Raw genomic sequence first — 4,412 nt, 5'->3', positions numbered from 1 at the left:
ATTTCTTTAAACATTGGGTAATCCTCCTTTGGAAAAGAATATAGCATCTTACTTTCTTTATTCCACAAGTCTTCGATTAATTGATGTTTGGAATAATGTGTTCTCTTTCGATCTGTTTTCAGGTGTTCTTCAAGTTGTTTATTTAGGGATTCAAAAGAGTCCATGATTGGCGAAGTCGAGAAAAAATTGTATCGAACATAGCCAACTTTATTTTCGACATGCCCTTTTTTATGCCCACTACGTGGGTTACAGACTTGAACATCACAACCGTAATGAATGGTGAATCGTAAGAATTCATTACGGTTGTGATGTTCAAACTTTGATTTTGTTTTTTTCACTGCTGGAGTTAAGTTATCTATTCTGATCGTTTTTGGAACGCCTCCGCATTGCTTAAATAGTTGTTTTAATGCTTCCAGGAAACATTCTTGGTTTTGAGATGGCATGGCACTTGCGAACGTCGCATTACTATAAGGGAATGACAGAATAAGAAGCTGAATATCTTTCATATGATCTTCATGCATGACTTCCATTGTTCCAAAATCGACCTGTGCTTCTCCGATTGGATGATCTAGGCGATCGACAGCTTTGTAATTCATTTCGTCATAACGCTGTTTTTTCCATTGAGAAATATAGATACAAACTGTTCGATAGGAGCCAGGAAAACCCAAAGGTTTCAATTGTTCATGAATAGATTTAGCAGTCCTACGGAGTTTTTTACGTAAACGGAGGTCTTCTTCTAGCCAACTACCAATAATTTCTTCCCAGCCATCATCCATCATAGATTTATTTTTTCGAACAGGATCTGCAATGAATAACTGATCACTATCGGCGTATTTTTTCGCTGTTCGCCAATTGATATTCATTGTTTTTCTTATTTGATTGATTGACTGATCACGATTATTTCTCAAATGTTTTATTGTTTTGATATCATCCAAAGTTAACAACCTTTCTGTACCTCCATCATTAAGTCATTAAGACTTATGATGGAAGAAAACTAGTTCACAGTCAAACTGCTGCATAGTTGTGTACTTTCGGCTGCATTATTGTGTACTTTTATTTTGCACTACACAGACAGAGGAGAAATTGATATGGTTGTGACTAAACATTTTGCGACACATGGCAAGAAACAGCGGAAAATTTAGTTAAGTATATCATCAATTCAGCTAAGATCCAGAACCTCAAATTGATTTCAGGGTTTGTTTTTCATAGCTACATTGATTTTGCGACTTATGATGGGCTAGTTGAGATGTACCAGATTAATTTTAAGATGAACGATCATTTATACGACAGTCGTAATGACCGCATGGAAAGACGGCAGAAAAGCATTCATGCGCATCATATCATTCAAGCTTTTTCACCTGAGGATAAGGTGACTCCTGAAGAAGTCAATCAGCTAGGATATCAATTAGCTATGGAATTAACTGGTGGACAGTTCAAGTTTATCGTGGCAAACATACCGACAGTGACCATCTGCATAATTATATCTTAATTAATGTCATCGATATTCAATCTAATAAAAAGTTTCGATGGGACAATGAAAGTCAGCGAAACTTGAGAATGATTTCTGATCGATTGTGTAAGGAAGCAGAGGTAAAAATCATAGTTCCTGACCGTTATTTGCATACAAAATTTGAAGTCTATAAACGAAGCAACTTTCGTTATGACTTGAAGCAGCGACTTTGTTTTTTTGTGGAACAGTCGTCTGACTTTGACGATTTTTTGAGAAAGGCAAAGCAACTTCACCTTAGAATAGATTTTTCAGGAAAACATAGCACTTTTCTAATGACAGATAGTAAGATGAAGCATCCTGTTCGTGGCAGTTAGATGAGTGAGAACAGTTTTCTAAAAGTTATTTTGAATTGTACTTTGTCAAACGAGAGATTTGTGATCGACTGGATTTCCTCTTACCACGAGTGAAGACTTTTGATGAACTTATTCAAAAAGCACACCAGTTGGGGCTAACGATTTCTCCTAAAGTCAAGTATGTTGATTTTACCTTTGATGGGATGACCATTTCTGGACAGAAGCTGCGTGATAATGTTTTCTATAGCGTATTCTATTTTCAAGATTATTTTGATAACAAAAGGGAAGTGGATCTGTTAGAGGGTGACTGGCTTCATCAGTTTAAGTATTACCAAGAGGAAAAGTGAAATGCTGTTTATGAATTTGAGTTGGTTCTTTTGGAACGCCAGATTGAAAAAGTAGTCAATGACGGTATTTTTATCAAAGTTTCTTATGACATTGGTAAAGAAGGGATGGTCTTTATCTAAAATAGACAACTGGATATTAAGGATAAGGATAACAGGAGAGATTATCACATCTATATTAGGGAAACGGCTAAATTTTTTTGTAGCACTTGGGGTTCAGGAGGAGTCTTATATTTCTATTAAAGATAATCTGATTTAAGAAATAGCTCAACTAAACGAAAAAATAGCCACCCTAAATCGAATGGCTAAAATTCTGATTAACTTGGATAGTGACGATGTTGATTTTGATGAGATTTAGTAAAAAGCAAAGGAATAGGTTAAATATATCCTAAAATATTGATTTTTATCGTATTAGATGTTACATAAAAAACAAGAGGTGATGAACATGCAAATAAATATTGAAAACTTAGTACCAATTACAGAAGCTAACCAAAATTTTTCTAAGGTGGCTCGGATGGTGGATAGTAACGGAACAGCTGTTATTCTGAAAAATAATAAACTTAAATATATCTTAGTGGATTATCAAACCCTAGTAAATGCTGAAAATGAGGAAACAGTTGTAGCTGATCAAGCAACCGTTGATGACATTGTAAATTCTATTTTGCCCCGTCATTTGGATGCCTTTAAGGTATTAGCAAAATGAAACGATTAACAACAGATCAGATAGTTGCCCTACATAGCCAATTGATTCAAGCTACTGGTGGTTTAGATGGTGTCATAGATAAAGGCTTGGTTGAGTCCTCGCTTACCAATGTCTTTGAAATGTATATTCTGACCGAAGGTCTAAGATTACATTCCATGGGATTAGCTTAGATCCAATCATCAAAAACTGTAGGAACTACGGGGATAGCTTGGTCAATAAGAGAAACCGCTGTGAGTAAAGAAATACGCTTGCAAGTATGCTCTATTCCCAAGAATCTCGTGACTTTAGTCATGAGAGGTTCAAGAAAATGATTTAATTCCCTAATACTGAAAAAAGAAAAATCAATCTAGTTTCTTTAATGGTCAAAACATCACCAAAGGTATTGGATTTTTAAATAAATTTTTGTAGAATAAAATTATCATATATGGATTGGAAAGTGTCAACAACTAGTACTATAACTACAAAATCATATGATTTTATCTGGAGAATCCTGCCCGAATATCCTAATGAGAATAGTAAATACACTTGGAAAACTAAAAACTACTAAAATAAATAACCTAATATAATAGACAGCAAAAATTTTGTGAGTGATTTTTATGAAGAAAAATACAAAAGATTTATCAAACAAGCAATTTGGTTGGTTATCTGTACAGTATCCTTTAGAAGTACGTAAACGTGGTCATATAGTCTGGCACTGTAAGTGCAAATGTGGGACTCAAGTAGATGTTATTGGAAGCTCGTTAGTTAATGGTAATACTCAATCTTGCGGGTGTTTAAAGCACTCAAAGAAAATTATTAAAGACCTGAGTAATCAGCGGTTTGGACGATTGATAGCAAAATATCCACTGAATAAAAAGAAGAACGGAAGTATCTATTGGTACTGTAAATGTGATTGTGGGAAATATGTAGAGGTACTGTCACGGAATCTTAGTTCAGGGTGCACGCGCTCATGCGGTTGTTTAAGAAGAGAACGAGTTGGAAGAAGAAGCAAAGATTTGACTAATAAAAAGTTTGGACGATTGACAGCAAAGTATCCACTAAGTAAAAAGAAACATGGAAGTAAATATTGGTACTGTGATTGTAATTGTGGAAAAAGTATTCAAGTATTGGCGCGTAGTCTATGTTCTGGCAGAACGCGCTCATGTGGATGCTTAAGAAGACAGAAACGATCCTAAGAATATAGAAAATGAAAAAATCAGACACGTTGATGAGCTTTTTGTGATTTTGCTATACTCTTTAGATTTGTGATGCCTATTAATGAAGTATAAGGTAGCGCTCTTTTTGGGCGATTATATGTGATGGAAGAAAAAGCGATGTTTGAGAAGCACCGGCAATTAGTTTTTAGTGATCAACGTATAAGGAGAAGGAATGTTTTGGTTATACCAGTTTTATTTCAATATAGGTACTTTTGAAATGTGGTTCGTCGACATTTAGTGTTGGTAGAGAAAGAGAAAACTGAAAATTTAGTCATAACCAGTTAGGCAAAGTGCTTAACTGGTTTTTGTTTTACTTGGAAGATTAAGCCTTGAATGAGATATATTCTTGCTCGAAAGTTGTGGAAG

The 4,412-nt window shown here is 34.9% G+C and carries 5 protein-coding genes and 1 pseudogene; 5 read left to right on the top strand and 1 reads right to left on the bottom strand.

Features of this window, described 5'->3' with window-relative positions; translation table 11 throughout:
• A partial coding sequence (istA, locus tag IGI96_RS19610) for an IS21 family transposase (protein WP_438785702.1) occupies positions 1-935 on the bottom strand: 935 nt, incomplete at its 3' end.
• Positions 936-1,246: 311 nt separating this feature from the next.
• Here istA and IGI96_RS19605 point away from each other — a divergent pair.
• From IGI96_RS19605 to IGI96_RS19585, 5 genes and pseudogenes are all read left to right on the top strand, one after another.
• Positions 1,247-1,824 (top strand): annotated as a pseudogene (locus tag IGI96_RS19605) (relaxase/mobilization nuclease domain-containing protein).
• 89 nt (positions 1,825-1,913) lie between these two features.
• Entirely contained in the window at positions 1,914-2,150 is a 237-nt protein-coding gene (locus tag IGI96_RS19600) for a hypothetical protein (RefSeq protein WP_438785625.1), read from the top strand.
• Between the two features lie 21 nt (positions 2,151-2,171).
• Complete coding sequence (locus IGI96_RS19595) at positions 2,172-2,270, top strand: hypothetical protein (protein ID WP_438785624.1); 99 nt, start codon at positions 2,172-2,174, stop codon at positions 2,268-2,270.
• Positions 2,271-2,592: 322 nt separating this feature from the next.
• Positions 2,593-2,850 (top strand): type II toxin-antitoxin system Phd/YefM family antitoxin, encoded by a 258-nt coding sequence (locus IGI96_RS19590; RefSeq protein ID WP_438785623.1) that lies wholly within the window; start codon positions 2,593-2,595, stop codon positions 2,848-2,850.
• Positions 2,847-3,020 carry a hypothetical protein gene (locus IGI96_RS19585; protein ID WP_438785622.1) on the top strand — a complete coding sequence of 58 codons (174 nt, stop codon included), beginning with the start codon at positions 2,847-2,849 and terminating at the stop codon, positions 3,018-3,020. Before IGI96_RS19590 ends, IGI96_RS19585 begins: the two co-directional genes overlap by 4 nt.
• The last annotated feature ends 1,392 nt before the right edge of the window (positions 3,021-4,412 follow it).

The organism is Enterococcus sp. DIV0421, from assembly GCF_051713745.1.
In the GTDB taxonomy this organism is placed as follows: Bacteria; Bacillota; Bacilli; order Lactobacillales; family Enterococcaceae; genus Enterococcus_D; species Enterococcus_D casseliflavus.
The sequence above is the reverse complement of the archived record's forward strand: the minus strand, read 5'-3'. Positions and strand labels throughout refer to the sequence as shown.